This is a genomic window from Rheinheimera pacifica (assembly GCF_900108485.1).
GTDB classification, from domain to species: domain Bacteria; phylum Pseudomonadota; class Gammaproteobacteria; order Enterobacterales; family Alteromonadaceae; genus Alishewanella; species Alishewanella pacifica.
Map to the genome: position 1 here is coordinate 1 of NZ_FNXF01000006.1, position 14516 is coordinate 14516.

General features: G+C 49.5%; 17 protein-coding genes and 1 riboswitch. Of the genes, 11 read left to right on the forward strand and 6 right to left on the reverse strand.

Annotated elements, in window-relative coordinates:
* From BLW68_RS09380 to BLW68_RS09415, 8 genes are all read left to right on the forward strand, one after another.
* Positions 1-295, forward strand: a 295-nt coding sequence (locus BLW68_RS09380) for a transposase (protein ID WP_143039918.1), incomplete at its 5' end; no start/stop codon positions are given.
* Positions 296-481: 186 nt separating this feature from the next.
* Positions 482-847 (forward strand): SH3 domain-containing protein, encoded by a 366-nt coding sequence (locus BLW68_RS09385; RefSeq protein WP_092792659.1) that lies wholly within the window; start codon positions 482-484, stop codon positions 845-847.
* 121 nt (positions 848-968) lie between these two features.
* A complete protein-coding gene (locus BLW68_RS09390) occupies positions 969-2036 on the forward strand; it encodes a Kelch repeat-containing protein (protein WP_092792660.1) in 1068 nt (355 codons plus the stop codon).
* 181 nt (positions 2037-2217) lie between these two features.
* The gene (locus tag BLW68_RS09395) at positions 2218-2610 is read left to right on the forward strand and encodes a hypothetical protein (protein ID WP_092792662.1); all 393 of its coding nucleotides are present in this window, start codon (positions 2218-2220) and stop codon (positions 2608-2610) included.
* A 62-nt stretch (positions 2611-2672) separates the two neighbouring features.
* Positions 2673-2852, forward strand: a riboswitch (cobalamin riboswitch).
* Positions 2853-2931: 79 nt separating this feature from the next.
* A complete protein-coding gene (locus tag BLW68_RS09400) occupies positions 2932-3711 on the forward strand; it encodes an ABC transporter ATP-binding protein (RefSeq protein ID WP_092792663.1) in 780 nt (259 codons plus the stop codon).
* Positions 3705-4697, forward strand: coding sequence for a FecCD family ABC transporter permease (locus BLW68_RS09405; protein ID WP_092792665.1), 993 nt, complete (start codon positions 3705-3707; stop codon positions 4695-4697). The genes BLW68_RS09400 and BLW68_RS09405 overlap by 7 nt, the downstream gene beginning before the upstream one ends.
* Positions 4698-4706: 9 nt before the next feature.
* Positions 4707-5312: a cob(I)yrinic acid a,c-diamide adenosyltransferase gene (cobO, locus tag BLW68_RS09410; protein ID WP_092792667.1), complete on the forward strand. Its 606-nt coding sequence runs from the start codon at positions 4707-4709 to the stop codon at positions 5310-5312.
* A complete protein-coding gene (locus BLW68_RS09415; RefSeq protein WP_245728307.1) occupies positions 5309-6133 on the forward strand; it encodes a cobalamin-binding protein in 825 nt (274 codons plus the stop codon). The genes cobO and BLW68_RS09415 overlap by 4 nt, the downstream gene beginning before the upstream one ends.
* 8 nt (positions 6134-6141) lie before the next feature.
* On the opposite strand, the gene BLW68_RS09420 is transcribed toward BLW68_RS09415, so the two are convergent.
* The 5 genes from BLW68_RS09420 to BLW68_RS09440 form a co-directional block, all read right to left on the reverse strand.
* Entirely contained in the window at positions 6142-6534 is a 393-nt protein-coding gene (locus BLW68_RS09420; RefSeq protein ID WP_092792671.1) for an MAPEG family protein, read from the reverse strand.
* A gap of 76 nt (positions 6535-6610) precedes the next feature.
* Positions 6611-7708, reverse strand: coding sequence for a rhomboid family intramembrane serine protease (locus BLW68_RS09425; RefSeq protein WP_092792673.1), 1098 nt, complete (start codon positions 7706-7708; stop codon positions 6611-6613).
* A 1-nt stretch (position 7709) separates the two neighbouring features.
* The gene (locus tag BLW68_RS09430) at positions 7710-8321 is read right to left on the reverse strand and encodes a hypothetical protein (protein ID WP_092792676.1); all 612 of its coding nucleotides are present in this window, start codon (positions 8319-8321) and stop codon (positions 7710-7712) included.
* Between the two features lie 122 nt (positions 8322-8443).
* On the reverse strand, positions 8444-9487 hold the full coding sequence (locus BLW68_RS09435) for a patatin-like phospholipase family protein (protein WP_218141346.1): 1044 nt from the start codon (positions 9485-9487) through the stop codon (positions 8444-8446).
* Positions 9488-9513: 26 nt separating this feature from the next.
* Positions 9514-10800 (reverse strand): anti-phage deoxyguanosine triphosphatase, encoded by a 1287-nt coding sequence (locus BLW68_RS09440; protein ID WP_092792678.1) that lies wholly within the window; start codon positions 10798-10800, stop codon positions 9514-9516.
* 223 nt (positions 10801-11023) lie between these two features.
* Here BLW68_RS09440 and BLW68_RS09445 point away from each other — a divergent pair, with 223 nt between their 5' ends.
* The gene (locus BLW68_RS09445; protein ID WP_092792681.1) at positions 11024-11323 is read left to right on the forward strand and encodes a YebG family protein; all 300 of its coding nucleotides are present in this window, start codon (positions 11024-11026) and stop codon (positions 11321-11323) included.
* Here BLW68_RS09445 and BLW68_RS09450 read toward each other — a convergent pair.
* The gene (locus tag BLW68_RS09450) at positions 11320-12717 is read right to left on the reverse strand and encodes an alanine/glycine:cation symporter family protein (protein WP_092792683.1); all 1398 of its coding nucleotides are present in this window, start codon (positions 12715-12717) and stop codon (positions 11320-11322) included. The two genes, BLW68_RS09445 and BLW68_RS09450, sit on opposite strands and share 4 nt — an antisense overlap.
* Before the next feature lie 165 nt (positions 12718-12882).
* Between BLW68_RS09450 and BLW68_RS09455 the strand changes: the two genes are divergently transcribed.
* Positions 12883-13830 carry a cation diffusion facilitator family transporter gene (locus tag BLW68_RS09455; RefSeq protein ID WP_177172197.1) on the forward strand — a complete coding sequence of 316 codons (948 nt, stop codon included), beginning with the start codon at positions 12883-12885 and terminating at the stop codon, positions 13828-13830.
* Positions 13831-13913: 83 nt separating this feature from the next.
* The gene (locus BLW68_RS09460; protein ID WP_092792688.1) at positions 13914-14477 is read left to right on the forward strand and encodes a lipid-binding SYLF domain-containing protein; all 564 of its coding nucleotides are present in this window, start codon (positions 13914-13916) and stop codon (positions 14475-14477) included.
* Positions 14478-14516 lie beyond the last annotated feature (39 nt).

Sequence of the window (14516 nt, forward strand, 5' to 3'; positions counted from 1 at the left end):
GATTAAATCCTGGCGCAACAAATGGCAAACGCTATCAGCCTATTTTAAATACCCTGACTACGTCAGAACGGCTATCTACACCACCAATGCCGTGGAAGCCGTGCATCGCCAGTTCCGTAAACTGACCAAAACCAAGGGCGGATTCGCCAATGAAAACAGTTTGCTTAAGCTGCTTTATGCCGGTATCTTGCAGGCATCTGAGCGTTGGACACACCCGGTGCAAAACTGGAATCTGACGCTGTCACAGCTGTCGATACACTTCGAGGGGCGCTTAGACGCTCATATCGACCTGTGACCAAGCTGACACAGAATATTGAACACCCTCATTAAGTGCTGTTCTTGTTGGCTTGCCTGCAGTTGGCGCGGTTGTGATTGGGGCTATTCCTGCTGCGGTGGAAGCTTACGATGGGTAAAACTGACCCACTCACACATTCCCGCACTTTTCCGCGGTGCAAAACTTTCGCCAAAGTATGAAAGTCCTGTGAGCCCTAAGAGATATATCGTTGTCAGCTCACATAAGAGTGAGTTTCCTAAGCCAATAACCATTAAAAAAGGTGATCCTCTGCTTGTTGGTGAAGAATACAAAGGTGCTGAAGGCTGGGATAACTGGTACCTGTGCACTACGCCCGGCCAAGAGCCTGGTTGGGTTCCTGGTCAGATTATCGGGCGCTGCGAAAACTCACATGGTAAAGCACTTGATGATTACACGGCAAAAGAGCTAAATGTGCAGGAAGGAGAGCTGCTGACTGGTTCTAGGGTTTTAAATGGCTGGCTATGGTGTGAAAAAATGGTTAGTACAGATTTTGGCTGGGTGCCATTAGAGAATGTTAAAGAGGTCGCGCAGTAGTAACCATGGCTATGTGTACGCAGGTGGTGAAAACGTAAAAAAGTAATGAAGTAAGTAAATAATACTGGCGGGCTGCGTGGTTAATCTCAACTATGATATAGGTTTCAGGAACGGAGGAACTATGCTTAATAGCCACTTAGTTGTTAATAATGCACGTACACCTTTTCGTTATCTATGGCTGGCTCTCTGGGCGTTGCTGCCCTTTGCTGCGTCTGCAGATGCTGGCAAGAAGGCGCTTAACAGCCCGCAGCCTGTAACGGCCCAAGCGCAGTGGCAAACGCAAAAAACTCAGGGAACACCTGCTGCCCGCCATGAAAATGGCTTTGTTGCTGTGGCCGGGCGCTTGTTTTTGCTGGGCGGGCGGGGCGAGCGGCCTTTAGATATTTTCGATCCGGCTACCGGTCAATGGCAGCAAGGAGCAAAACCACCGGTTGAGCTGCACCATATGCAAGCTGTGGCCTATGATGACAAATTGTATGTATTAGGCGCCTTAACCGGTGGTTTCCCGGAAGAAAAATCTATTGCCAATATACTGATTTACAACCCGGCTACTGATACCTGGCAAACCGGGCCCGAGATCCCGGCGCACCGGCAGCGCGGTGGCAGTGGCGTGGTAGTGCATAGCGGGCTTATTTATCTTATTGGCGGTAATAACCGCGGCCATATGAGCGGTTTTGTGGCTTGGCTGGATGTGTTTAACCCGGCAACCGGGCAGTGGACAGAGCTGGCCGACGCGCCACATGCCCGCGATCATTTTCATGCCGCTGTTATCAATGATCAAATCTATGCGGCGGCGGGGCGCATGTCATCACATGATACCGGCGAGACGATGTCACTGACCGTTTCTGCGGTGGATGTTTATGATATTAAAACCCAGCGCTGGCATACGCTGGATACGCCGCTACCCACACCAAGGGCTGGCACTGCTGCGGCGGTAGTGCAGGGGCAGTTGGTGATTATCGGTGGTGAAAGCCTGCGCCAGGTAAGCGCGCATAATGAAGTTGAAGCCTATAATCCGGCGACGCAGCAATGGCAAAAGTGGCCAGCTTTACCATCAGGACGGCATGGCACCCAGGCAACTTTACATAACGGCGCATTGTATATTGCAGCCGGTAGTGGCAACCGCGGTGGTGGGCCGGAATTGAATGATTTACTGGTGTTAGCTGTAACGGATGATATAACGCCTTAGGTCGGTAAAAGGAGCGGTAAAAAGTTTGGTAAAAGTGCGGCAAAAGCGGCTGTGCTGTGCTGCCGGTAACAATACCACTGCCGGTATTGCAGGCCGCTGCTTTTTAGCTTGTTAACATTGCAAAAACGCCACTTTCTGTTTAGATTGAATAGCAATGAAAGTGGAATAACAGGAAGTCATAATGAAAAAATGGGTGAGCGCCGCTATTGTTGCGGTGGCAATGTCAACAACCGCCGCTGCTAATGCACAAGATTATAAACTGATAACCGTGGCCGGTTATTTAAACTTTTATCTGTTAAACCTGAATGCTTGTCAGGATTTTCATCCGCCGGTGCGCCAGAGTGCTTATGATGCCGAAAAGACGTTGTATCCTCATCTGGATAAACTGTACGGCAAAATGGGGGGCGCTGAAGGTGCTAACCAGAAAATGATCGCTGATATTGTCATGAAGCGCCGTGCCATGCTAAACGGCCAGATCGCAGACGGTGATTTTACCGTGGAGCATTGTCAGGCTATTGTAAAAATTCTGACAGAGGATGGTTTGGACAAAACCCTGCTCAGTGCACTGGAATAATATATTTGCCACCGCCAGCATGATGCTGGCGGTTTCATTTTGATTGCCCCTCGTCAGATCTGCTACACTGCGCCTGCTTTGGTGCGGGATAACTCCCGCTGAAAAGGGAAGTGGGTGTAAAGCCCGCACTGTACCCGCAACTGTAATAAGCGCTGCAATCAAATGCCACTGGTAATACTCCGGGAAGGCGGTTGTGGGTTACCGCTTTAAGTCAGGAGACCTGCCTTAGCTTAATGTCTTTTTACCTGCGTGCGGGAATTCACAGCAGTGGCAACTTACTGTTTTCAGCAAGTTGGCTGCTGCTATTGCCAGGAGTCAGTGTTGCTTGAACTTTCAGCAGTGTGTTTGCGCTTTGGTGCAAAACAGGTTCTGCATAACATCAGTTTCTCACTGCAAAAAGGTGAGTTTATTGGCATTATCGGCCCTAACGGCGCTGGTAAAAGCTCATTATTGCGGCTGATCCAGGGCGCACTTAGTGCCCAAAGCGGGCAAATTTTGTTAAAGCAGCGGCAGCTCTCCAGCTTTGCTACAGCAGAGCTTGCCAGAACCCTGGCCGTAGTAAGCCAGACAGCCGCTCCGCTGTTCGCTCTGACAGTAGAGCAAGTGGCCAGCATGGGGCTATTGCCACACAAAAGCTGGTTTGAACTGAACAGCAGCTATGACAGTGCCCAGGTTAGGCTGGCGCTGCAAAAGGTAGGGCTTGCTGGCAAGTACTCAGACGTGGTTGACACCTTATCCGGTGGTGAAATACAGCGGCTGTATATTGCCAGAGCGCTGGTGCAGCAACCTTCATTATTACTGCTGGACGAGCCGACCAATCATCTAGATGTGCAGTACCAGCATCAGATACTACAACTGGTAAAAGCGCTGGGCATACCGCTGCTGGCGTGCCTGCACGATTTAAACCTGGCTGCCATGTATTGTGACAAGCTGCTGTTATTAAACCAGGGCGAACAGGTGGCATTTGGTTCACCCGCTGAGGTATTGCAACCGCAATTAATGCAACAGGTATTTGGCCTGCCGTGCGAGATAGCGCTGCACCCGCGTTTGCATAAACTACAAGTTACCTTTATGCCAGCTTCTTTGGAGCCTGTATGTTAAAACGGCATTATTCGCTGGCAATGTCTGTTGCCTTACTATTGCTGTTGTTTAGCATGCTGCTGAGTCTGACACTGGGCAGTGCCAGCCTAACCCTGGCGGATATTGTCAGTGTATTGTTTGGCAGGCCAAGTGTTTCGCCACTGGCCGAAACCATTGTCTGGCAAATTCGCTTGCCGCGGTTAGTCTGTGCTGTGCTGGTAGGCGCCGGGCTTGCGGTGTCTGGTGCAGTGCTGCAAAATGCCAGCCGTAATCCGCTGGCTGATCCTTACTTATTTGGCTTAATGGCCGGTGCCGGTTTGGGCGCTACCCTGGTTAGCGTAGTGCTGCCGCCACAGCTGATCAGCCTGGCGCTGGGCGCCTTTGCCGGGGCTTTATTTGCTGTTGCCCTGGTGTTTGCCGTGTGTGCCGGGCAACACTGGCGTAAAGTTGAAATTACCCTGCTGGCTGGGGTTGCGGTGTCGTTTATGTTAAGTGCCATCAGCAGTTTTATTTTGTACTTTGCCGAGCCTTTTGCCGCTAACCGGGTGATATTCTGGTTAATGGGCAGTTTAAACCGCACCGACTGGTACAGTGTAATGTTACTGGCGCCGGTTGTCGTGCTGGTACTACTGCTGGCATTGGCACTGCGCCGTCAACTGGATGCTCTGCTGCTAAGTGATGAAAGCGCCCGTACACTGGGGGTTAATACCGGGCGGTTGCGGCTGATATTACTGCTGGCGACAGCATTACTGACGGCCTGTATTGTGTCGCAATGCGGCGGTATTGCTTTTGTTGGCCTGATGATCCCACATATAGTACGGCATTTTTTTGGGGTGACTTCCGCCAGGCTGCTACTGGGTTGTGCGGTAGTGGGAGCGCTGTTTATGATCTGGGTAGATAACCTGGCCCGTACCGTGCTGCCGCAACAGGAAATTCCGCTGGGGGTTATTACCTCGTTAGTGGGTAGTGTGTTCTTTTTACTTATTATGCGCCGGCAACGGCTATAGCGATGTGTAATGGCAACAGATGAACTTAAACAACAGCGCCACCGCGAGCGTCAGCAACGGCTGAAAGCACAGGTTGATAGTGCAGTAGCAGCGGCAACTGATGAAAAAGGTTTGTTACTGGTGATCACTGGTAACGGCAAAGGTAAATCTACCTCTGGCTTTGGTACCGTGGCCCGTGCTGTTGGCCATGGTTACACCGCCGCCGTAGTGCAATTTATAAAAGGCAGCTGGGATTGCGGCGAGCGCAACTTGCTACAGCAACATGGTGTACAGTTTGCGGTAATGGCCACCGGTTTTACCTGGGATACTCAGGATAAAGCCGCCGATATTGCCGCTGCCGGGCAGGTATGGCAGCAGGCTGAGCAGTTTTTAGCCGATCTTGCCATAGATGTGGTGCTGCTGGACGAGCTGACGTATATGTTAAGTTATCATTATCTGCCGCTGGAACGTATCGAACAGGCATTACTGCAACGCCCGGCAACACAACATGTGGTGATTACCGGCCGTGCCTGCCACCGGCGCTTAATTGAACTTGCTGATACTGTTAGCGAAGTACAGAATGTAAAACATGCGTTTGATCATGGCATTAAAGCGCAGCGGGGGATTGACTGGTGAACCTACGGTATTGGCCATTATTACTCTTGCTCGTCGGATTGCAGGTATTACCGGCACAGGCTAAACCGCAGCGCATTATTGCACTGGCACCGCATATTACCGAGCTATTGTTTGCCGTTGGCGCCGGTGAGCAGGTTGTGGCCGTAAGTGATTACAGTGATTACCCTATAGCAGCACAAGCGTTACCACGTATTGCCAGTTACGCCAGTATTAATTTTGAGGCTGTACTGGCACTGCAACCTGATTTAGTTATTGCCTGGCGTAGCGGTAATCCGGCTGCTGATATTGCCCGCTTGCAGCAGCTCGGCATTAAAGTGGCGTTTTCTGATCCATTAACGCTGGATGATATAGGCGCAGAGCTGCGGCTAATCGGCCAGCTTAGCGGTTATCCGGAGCAGGGCGAACAACAAGCGCTGCAGTTTGAACAACAATTGGCGCAACTGCGCCAGCAATATCAGCATAAAAAACCGGTAACAGCTTTTTTTGCTATGGGCACAGCACCTCTTAGCACTATTGCTAACCAGGCCTGGCCACAGCAAATACTGCAGTTATGCGCGGTTAATAATCCGTTTGCCAGCAGCAAAGGTGACTATCCTCAGGTAGGTATTGAACAGGTGATCCAGGCCCAGCCTGAGGTGATTATTCAGCCGGTGGCAGAAAAAGTCCTTGCCGATTTCTCTTACTGGCGGCCGTTCAGTGCTTTGCCTGCAGTGAAAAAAAACCAGTATTTAAGTGTTAATGCCGATTTTATTTACCGCACCACGCCCCGCACTTTACTCGGTATTACGCAGTTGTGTCAGGGCGTGGATGCTTATCGCTAAGGTGCAAATTACCCCAATACCGCCCGTCCTGCGATGCTAAACGCCAGTATCATACCTATTGCCCATACTGTTGATCTGATGGTGGCGTAGTCCAGCCAGTAGCAAACTAAGTAGGCTACGCGGCTTGCAACAAATAACCAGCCCAGCGTTACAGTGGTGCTATCGGCGGTGCCGGTGGCAACCACTATGATGATGGCTGCAGCGTATATGACCAGAGCTTCAAAACTATTGTAGTGCGCGGCGTTGGCGCGCTGGCCAAAGCCTTTTAATGCAGCCTGCTGTGCTCTGGGGTTGTGATTGTCGTAGCCACCGGATTTTTGCATAGCAAAGGCCAGCGGGGCTTTAGCCAGATAAGGCAATAACATGGTAATAAACAGGCTAAGCAATAATGAGTCGAGCATAACTAACCTCTTGGTTGATGCAGTGCAGACAGAAAATGGATTAACAAAAGGCAGCCAGTTGGCTGCCTTGCTTATTTTAGCGCAGTATTCTGGCTTCAGGCCGTTGCAGCAGTTGCAATAGCGGGTTTTGTGCCAGCACCTGTTGTTTTAGCATGGCCCCAACCACTATACCTGCAGCCAGGCCGCCTAAGTGCGCCCAGTATGCCACGCTTAAATCTTCTGATAACAAGCCCAAAATATTAAGTGCGGCCCAGATAGCAAAATACCAGGCCGGGTTAAGCTTTTTCTGCCAGACAATAAACATAAATGTCAGGCTGGCGTGGCGGAACCACAGCAAGTACATGCCAAAGAGACCGGCAACGGCACCACTGGCACCTACCATTAATAAATCACGATCTACCAGGTAGCACATCAGCATTTCTACTAATGCGGCAACGACACCACAGAGCAGATAAACGGCTAGAAACTTCCATGGCCCTAAAGCATCTTCCAGGTTGTCGCCGATAATCCACAGAAAATACATATTACCAGCCAGATGTATTAAGCCGCCATGCAAAAACTGATAGCTGAGCAGGGTCCACCATTGCTGGCCATCCAGTATTGAGATGGAATCCAGCGCGAAATGGTCAAATACCCACTCTGTGCTGGTGTCGTCAAAACCATACAACACAAAGATTAGAATATTCAGTGCCAGCAAAGCCCATGTCATCACGGGCGTGCGGTGTGGTTTAATATTGTACTCTTTGGGCATCTGGGTAAAAAACTGAAACAACCAGCTTTTGGCACACACTTTTTGATTCAGCTGGGCTAACGCTGCCTGTAATTTAGGTGCTGCCAATACCTGTTCTGCTTCATCACCGTCAACCCATATACCTTTGCAGTGGCCGCATTTATCTACGGTAACCTGGTAGTCTTTTAGCAGGTGAAATTGTTGCATGCTCTGATTGCAACGATGGCAGTGGTACTGATGTTGCTCCAGCTTTTCACCAAAGCTTTGTTTTATGCAGTATGGATCAGTCAGCTCACTGCTGTGTGCTATAGCGTCGCTTAATTCTCTATCGTCAAACCAGAGGCCATTACAACGCTGGCAACAGTCAACCTGCTGGCCATGCAGTTCTATAGTTTGCAGAGTTTGGTCTTTGCAGCACGGGCAATATAGTTGCGGTTTGGTCATCTTAATCTACCTCGACATCCTGCTGTGCCAGGGCTTGTTTTAGCTGATTGGTGTCAGCCTCAAACATAGGCAATACTACCGTTTTCATATGCTCGACCTGTTCCAGCAATAGCTTGGTACCATAATGAGCACTGTAAAAGCTGGTTTGAATTTTGCCGTGGATATCATTCACTTCGCGGTAGAATTTGCGGCTTTCGCTTAGCAGGGCAGAAGGGGTTTCCAGCGTGGCCGGGGAATATTTCATGCTTTCCCAGACAAAGGTATCTAACACTAACGCGTAACGTTTTACTGCGTGCACGCTAATATCTTTAATTTGTTCAGTATACTTTTCTATCAGAATAAGGTTGTCGCTTAGCTCGTGCTGTAACGACTGGCGTAAGTAATAGTTATTCTTATCACTTTGAATTTGTTCAAACAATACAGCTTGTTGTAAACCTTGCTGTGCTGCCAGATAAACACCCAGCACAGTAGCAATGATCATGGAAATCTGGCTTACCCAGAAACTCAGATTTGATATTTCGCCTTGCTCCAGCGGTATAGCTTTTTTGGGCTTCTGATGTTGTGTAGTTTCATTGATATGTACGGTATTGGTTAGTGGATCGCGGGCGGGCATAACACGTCCTTGTTGTAGTGAATAAAAAGTGACGCAAGTGTAACCTGAAACCCGGTTGTGATTACAGCTGGTTGGGTATCAGGTACGTTTAAGTGCTTGTTTTTTGCTCAAAAATGTAAAATTTAAAGCGGTTCAAAGGTAAAGTCGTCTTGTTTTAAGGCGTTAGCCAGCTCATGCGAGCGTTCGATAACCTGCTGCCAGTAGGGGATCCTTATGTCGTCGGGCAGTTTAAAGTCTTTACGATCAGGTATTTTGCCAAAGGGCAATGATTTTACCCAGCTATCAGACGGGCAAAGCAACACCACATTATGTAAATAAGCCGGATTGGCTTTACGCCATTTTAGCGCTTTATCAAACCAGCCCGGGGTAAGGCTTGGGTAAAAATGCGGATATAACACCAGGCCATTATCGGTAAAGGGCAGGTCAAAATGGTAATCAGTGACGCCGCCGTCGTAATACCGGCCAACACCTGCGCCGGCAATGTCTTCTACCGGGTTTAATACCAGCGGTATAGAGCCACTGGCCAGCACGGCCTGGCGTAAGTTAGCGGTACTTAGTTCAGTGTGTTGGGTGGGTAGCAGGCCGGCATAATGAAACGGCGATGGCTCACCGGGAGTATGAAACAGCACGCGCTGGAAAAAATACTGTAAATGTTTACGGTTAAGCAGGTTGGCGCCGGCAGCCAGTGTTAAACCACCGGCTTGCAGCAGCTTGCTGCGCGCTGCAGACAACCGGCGCGCTTTGGCCACAACCAGGTTAAGCTTAATCAAGGGGTTATCTATAACCTGCTGCAAATGCTGTTCAGTTGGAAAAACATCATCAATAATACGTGCCGAGATTTCGGTTATCAGCCGGGTATCGGCCTTTTTGGGGTAAGTAATGTGGCAATAGGCGTGGCAAAAACGTTGTGAGGCCGCCACCGGATCCGCCTGAGCAAAGCAGGCAAAGCGCCATGCTCCGGCGGAGCTGCCTAAAATATGCAGTGGCGTGCTACGGCCGGCAAAAAACTCACCAAACAGGTATTGATCCAAGCCGAACAGACAAAACCACTTGGGGCCGCCGCTGGCACCTACCATGACGCTGAAATCAGCCTGTTGCAGGCCATGTTGCTGAATATGGTTAAAGGCTGTGGGCCCGGCCAGTATACGTAGTGCTGTTTTGCTCAAAACGGTAAATACCTGTTACTTAACGGTTAAACGGTAGCATACAGCCGGCGGTACATATGCTCGGCGTAATCATCAGTCATGCCGGAGATATAATCGCATATCACCCGGGGTTTCAATTCGTCGGGGGCATCTGACCAGCGTTGCTGGGTATTGGCTGGCAGTAGCCGTGACGGATCAGAGCTGAACGCATCAAACAGGGCCATCAGCATATTCTGACAGCGAAAACGGGATTGCTGGATCTCTGGTTTTGAGATTACGCAACGGTATACCACCTGTTTTAAACAATGCAAAATTGCCTGTGGCGCGGCAGCTAATGCTGCGTTATAGCGGATGAGAGGCTCTTGTGCCTGCGGTAAGGCTTCATACAGCGTAACGGAGCTTATCAGCAGGTTTACCAGCGAGCCTATCGCATCTTTGCGCAAGTGATGCTGATGGCAAAACAGCGCTGCGCTGATTTGTTGCATCAGTTGTCGTAATTCGCCTGGTAATGCATCCCAGTTTGCCTGAGTATGTTGCTGCCATTGGGTTTGGCTAATATTGCCAAGCACTATGGCATCTTCTAAATCATGCACGCCGTAGGCGATATCGTCAGCCAGCTCCATGATAGAAGCATCCAGCGATTTATAGCGTGATTTCAGGTAGGGTGATTTATCCAGCGTGTCGGTGCTTTGGAATAAACTGCGGTCAGCTTCGCTTAACGGTGCCAGGATCCAGGTAAGAATATCAGCATCGGCAGCAAAAATGGCTTTTGCCGGTTTCCATGGCGTTAAGTTAAGCGGATTAGTGGCAGCGACAACTTCATGGCGTAAATCGGGTTGCAGTACCGGGTATTTTAGTAACCCCAACAGAGTGCGGCGCGATAAATCCATACCGTGCTGCAGCGTATAAGGTTCCAGTTTGGCTACTATGCGCAGGGTTTGGCCGTTACCTTCGAAACCGCCGGCGTGCAGCATTTTATAATTCAGGGCGGTTTCGCCACCATGGCCAAAAGGCGGGTGGCCAATATCATGTGCCAGACACAAGGCCTCCATCAGGCTGTCTTCAGGCAAAAAGGCTAATTGTGCCGCATCCACTTTACTGCGTAGTTGGCTCACCAGGCCGGTACCAATTTGTGCCGCTTCCAGTGAATGTGTCAGGCGGGTGCGGTAAAAGTCGTTCTGGCCAATACCCAGAATTTGGGTTTTTGATTGCAGGCGGCGAAACGCTGCCGAGTGCAGAATACGGGCACGGTCACGCTGCCAGGGGGTACGCTGATCGCCAGGCCTGCTGTTGCTAATACCAGAGCGACGCTCAGACCAAAGAGGGTGAGGCATAGTATTCCTTGTTAATTCCAACAACTCTTTTTAATTCAAATAACTAAACTGCAAAGCAACCAGTATGGTGTTAAATATATCTGCCGGGCTATAGTACGCCAACTGTGGTTAAACTTCGAGCCCGGTTACAGTGTCATTGGTGGATTTATCTGCAAAAAAGCATTCGACAAGTAAAAAATTATACTGTATAAAATAACAGTAATTTAATTGGGGGGGAAATGCCATGGCTGTAATTATTAAGTATGTAGTAGAACGTAACGGAGCAGAAAAAATGACTTTTACGTCTAAAGCAGAAGCTGACGCTTATGACAAAATGCTGGACACTGCTGACGAACTGGCCCGCTTTTTAGCTGCCAGCAGCTTAGTTACTGATGAGCAGCAGGCTGAAGCGCTGGCACTGTATATGGCACAGCAGAAAGACGACTTGCTGATTGCATTGGGCGCCAAAAAGCCTGCGCCTAAGGCAGATAAAAACGAAAAAACCACTAAAGCAAAGATTGCTGCAGTAGAGCAGGCCGCTTAACGGGCCTGCTGTTGTTTTTGCCAATAGGTTTTAAGATCGGCCTTTACTTCGGGTAACAGCAAGTACAGCGCGAGTATATTGGGTACCGCCATTAAAAAAATCATTGAATCTATAAAGTCGAACACCGCCATTACATCCGGTACGGCGCCCATAGATACAATAAAACAAAACAGTACTTTATAAAGTTGAGTCAGGTGTTTATCCTGGCCCACCAGATAGCGCCAGCCGGTCATGCCATAGTAAGACCAGCTAATAACGGTAGAAAAACCAAATAACAGCAATGCAACCATTAATACCCAGGGGAACCAGCTAAATACCGAGGCAAAGGCGCCTGAGGTAATTTGCACACCGTCCAGCCCCGGAGTTTGATAAGCACCGGTAAGAATAATCACCAATGCTGTAATGGTGCAAATAACCACTGTATCTATAAAGGGCTCCAGTAAACCAATAAACCCCTGGCTTACCGGCTCTTTCGTTTGGGCGGCGGCATGGGCGATAGGTGAAGAGCCAATACCGGCTTCGTTCGAGTAAGCCGCACGGCGAAAACCCTGGATCAGCACACCAATAAAGCCGCCGTAACCTGCTTCCGGTGTAAAGGCACCTTGTACTATCAGCCATAACGCTGAGGGAATAGCACTGGCATGGGTAAGCATAACCAACACTGACGCTAACAGGTAAATTCCACACATCAGTGGCACCAGTTTGCTGGTAACACGGGCAATACTTTTTAACCCGCCAATAATTACTGCACCAACTAAAAAGGCATAAATGGCACCGAACAGCCAGGCGTTGTCAAAACCGGTTACGGTTTTTACCTGTACAAAACCCTGGTTAACGTGCACAAAACCAGCTGAGCCAAAGATCACAAATACCGAAAACGCCATTGCCAGTATGCTACCCAGCACCGGCAGGTTAAATTTATCCAGCGCGGCTTTAATGTAATACATCGGCCCGCCAGACACGCTGCCGTCAGCATTTATTTGCCGGTATTTTACCGCCAGCGTACATTCAACAAACTTGGTCGACATGCCAAGCAAGCCTGCCACTATCATCCAGAACGTTGCTCCCGGGCCGCCGAGGCTGATTGCAACGGCAACGCCGGCAATATTACCGGTACCTACGGTGCCGGAAAGTGCCGTGCTCAGTGCCTGAAACGGCGTGATTTCACCATTGGCACCAGTACGTTTATTGTTTTTTAACAAACTAAAGGCATGGCCAAAACCTCGCACGTTAATAAAGCCAAGATAACAGGTAAATACCAGCGCACCGCTCACCAGCCAGATCAGTACCATAGGGATACTTACGCCATTGATATCAAAGGCATAAAATACGATGGCGGCAAGCTGCGTTGTCAGGCTTTCAAATGCCTGCTGAAAGGAAAAGTCGCTATTCATTTATTAACTTCAGCGGTATGGACGGCTAATTATTGCTGCAAGATTACTGTGTTATTAGCGCATAAACAAGCGTTTACCTAAAAGCCCGCGGGCAATGATTGTATCGGCGCTGAATTACTCTTATGCTCAGTACTCATGCCATCTGCATTTACCCGGTTAAACCTTATGTCAGAGCAACACCAACATACTTCGCATCAAAGCCATGGCCATCAGCATGGGCACCTTTTGGGCCATCGTCATGGACATCAGCACGCGCACCATAGTGAAAGCAGTAATATTGCGCTGGCTTTTTGGCTGAATTTTGGCTTTGCCTTAATTGAGATTGTCGGCGGCATACTAACCAACAGTGTGGCCATTATTGCCGATGCTATTCATGACCTGGGAGACAGCCTGGCAATAGGTTTTGCCTGGGTGGCCAGCAAAATTGCGACCCGACAGCCCACGCAAAAATACAGTTATGGTTACCGGCGCTGGTCGCTGTTAAGCGCGCTGATCAGCGGCCTTATTTTATTAGTTGGTTCGGGCTGGGTATTGTCAGAGGCCATTCCACGGTTGTGGCAACCGCAATTGCCGCACACCGGTGGCATGTTTGTGCTGGCGATTTTCGGCATAGCTGTAAATGGCGCCGCCGTACTACGTTTACGCCGTGGCAAAACGCAAAATGAAAAAGTACTCAGCTGGCATCTGCTGGAAGATGTGCTGGGTTGGGTTGCGGTGATGCTGGGCGCTATTCTGATGTACTTTACCGGCTGGGCCTGGCTTGATCCGGTGCTGTGTATCGGTTTTACCGTATTTATTCTGTTTAATGTCTTAAAAAGCCTGCGCCAAACACTGGCATTGTTTTTACAGGTAACACCTGATCCAGTGCTGCAGCAGCAAATTACCACAGAGCTAAATGCGCTGGAGTTTGTAAAAGCGGTGCATCACTTACATTTATGGTCGCTCGATGGTGAGCAACACGTACTAACCATGCATGTAGAACTGACCGCCGATGCAGCCCTGGCCGAGCAGTTGCACTATAAGCAGCGTATTGCCCAATTGTTGGCGCCGTACAGCTTGAGCCACACTACGGTTGAATTTGAACTAAGCGGAGAAATCTGCCGCGATGCTTAGCAAGCGGGTAAGGAGTGAGGCTGTTAAGTGAAATTTCAGTATTGCAGGCTACACTCAGTCTGAACTTCTGACAGGAGCAAGCTATGTGGAAATATATTACAGCGGCAGTATTAAGCTCGGTACTTATGTTGCAAGGCTGCGCCGGTGGCGTAAATGCCAGCGCAACAGAGCAAAAAAATGCCATAACCCAGATGCGTAGCGACGTACTTACCGAGCTGTACCGGCAAAAAGCCAGTGCCAGAGCTGAATTACAAAGCGCACCGGGTTACGCCACGTTCAGTAACGCCAATGTTAATGTCATTCTGGCCAGCTTTGGTGGCGGCTATGGTGTAGTGCGTGATAACCGCAGTGGCACCGACACTTATATGAAGATGGGTGAAGTTGGGCTGGGTTTAGGTGCCGGAGTAAAAGATTTTCGTCTGGTAATAGTGTTTCATACCGCTGAGGCGATGCAACGCTTTATTGATCAGGGCTGGGCTTTCGGTGCTCAGGCTGATGCCGCGGCAAAAGCCGGTGATAAAGGTGGTGCTGTAGGTGCTGAAGCCAGTGTTGATGATGTCACTATTTATCAGTTTACTGAAGCAGGTTTGGCCTTGCAGGCAACATTAAAAGGCACCAAGTTCTGGGTTGATAAAGACCTGAACTAACCGGCAGCATTAATAGGACAAGCAAAGGCAGCGTAAGCT

What these genes read in the sequence shown, in the direction of transcription:
- BLW68_RS09390 (WP_092792660.1), top strand. Translation starts at nt 969, where the DNA reads ATGCTTAATAGCCACTTAGTTGTTAATAATGCACGTACACCTTTTCGT.
- BLW68_RS09395 (WP_092792662.1), top strand. Translation starts at nt 2,218, where the DNA reads ATGAAAAAATGGGTGAGCGCCGCTATTGTTGCGGTGGCAATGTCAACA.
- BLW68_RS09405 (WP_092792665.1), top strand. Translation starts at nt 3,705, where the DNA reads ATGTTAAAACGGCATTATTCGCTGGCAATGTCTGTTGCCTTACTATTG.
- cobO (WP_092792667.1), top strand. Translation starts at nt 4,707, where the DNA reads ATGGCAACAGATGAACTTAAACAACAGCGCCACCGCGAGCGTCAGCAA.
- BLW68_RS09420 (WP_092792671.1), bottom strand. Translation starts at nt 6,534, where the DNA reads ATGCTCGACTCATTATTGCTTAGCCTGTTTATTACCATGTTATTGCCT.
- BLW68_RS09425 (WP_092792673.1), bottom strand. Translation starts at nt 7,708, where the DNA reads ATGACCAAACCGCAACTATATTGCCCGTGCTGCAAAGACCAAACTCTG.
- BLW68_RS09430 (WP_092792676.1), bottom strand. Translation starts at nt 8,321, where the DNA reads ATGCCCGCCCGCGATCCACTAACCAATACCGTACATATCAATGAAACT.
- BLW68_RS09440 (WP_092792678.1), bottom strand. Translation starts at nt 10,800, where the DNA reads ATGCCTCACCCTCTTTGGTCTGAGCGTCGCTCTGGTATTAGCAACAGC.
- BLW68_RS09445 (WP_092792681.1), top strand. Translation starts at nt 11,024, where the DNA reads ATGGCTGTAATTATTAAGTATGTAGTAGAACGTAACGGAGCAGAAAAA.
- BLW68_RS09450 (WP_092792683.1), bottom strand. Translation starts at nt 12,717, where the DNA reads ATGAATAGCGACTTTTCCTTTCAGCAGGCATTTGAAAGCCTGACAACG.
- BLW68_RS09455 (WP_177172197.1), top strand. Translation starts at nt 12,883, where the DNA reads ATGTCAGAGCAACACCAACATACTTCGCATCAAAGCCATGGCCATCAG.
- BLW68_RS09460 (WP_092792688.1), top strand. Translation starts at nt 13,914, where the DNA reads ATGTGGAAATATATTACAGCGGCAGTATTAAGCTCGGTACTTATGTTG.